Source organism: Vibrio sp. 1078-1 (assembly GCF_033340475.1).
In genome coordinates, this window is record NZ_JAWOWM010000259.1 from 1 (window position 1) to 763 (window position 763).

The 763-nt window shown below is 37.4% G+C and carries 1 protein-coding gene; it reads right to left on the minus strand.

Annotation, left to right across the window (positions count from 1 at the left end; translation table 11 throughout):
* On the minus strand, positions 1-430 hold a 430-nt coding region (locus R7190_RS26980; protein WP_318137812.1), incomplete at its 3' end, for a CHAD domain-containing protein.
* Between the last annotated feature and the right edge of the window lie 333 nt (positions 431-763).

Here is a 763-nt window from a genome sequence, read left to right on the forward strand (position 1 = left end):
AAGCAAGTGATGCCAACCAACTTGCTACGCGCACTTGTTCAGCATTCTTCATGGCATCAATATCCGCGAAAATGCGCGTTAATGATGAATGCTGTTCTGGCAACATCGCAAGATACTGGTTGGTGTCTAAAGTGAATACATCTAGGTCTCGCAATAAGTTCGTTTGTTTCATTAATGTCTTTAAATGAGGCTTGAGGATGGCTAACTCAAAACAGGGGATGACTTCGCTGAGTAAAATGCATAAAGAGCGCATGCGCCGCAACGTGACGCGATATTGATGTGTAAATTCAGGGTGAAGGTTATCCATGATCCCTTGCTCTAACGAACGAGCATACTCAAACTCTCTCGCAAGAAAATCAGGCAATACAAAGCAGAGTTCGGAATCGAGATGCAGTGGCAATCGACTTGAAGATTTTGGTGGGGCGCTCATGGTTTTCCTCCAACATACTTAGACTAAGTGTAGAGGTTGATATTGCATAGACATAAAAGTCGTTCAAATAAATCGAAATCTTACCAAGCAATAAATTAATTGTTTTAAATACATGTCGTTAGCCGATCGTCATTTTATATAAGCATAATATGACTATTTTTTATAACCATATTATTAACCGAATTGACTTATATCGACTCCTTTACAATACTTTTTACCAACTTGAAAGAAATTGCTGTCTTATCGTCAGTGTTAATAGTTATTCGGAATTTATTAATACTCAGATTAGATGGAAATCTGTAGCTTGTTGTTATTACTGATAGTTTAAATTTT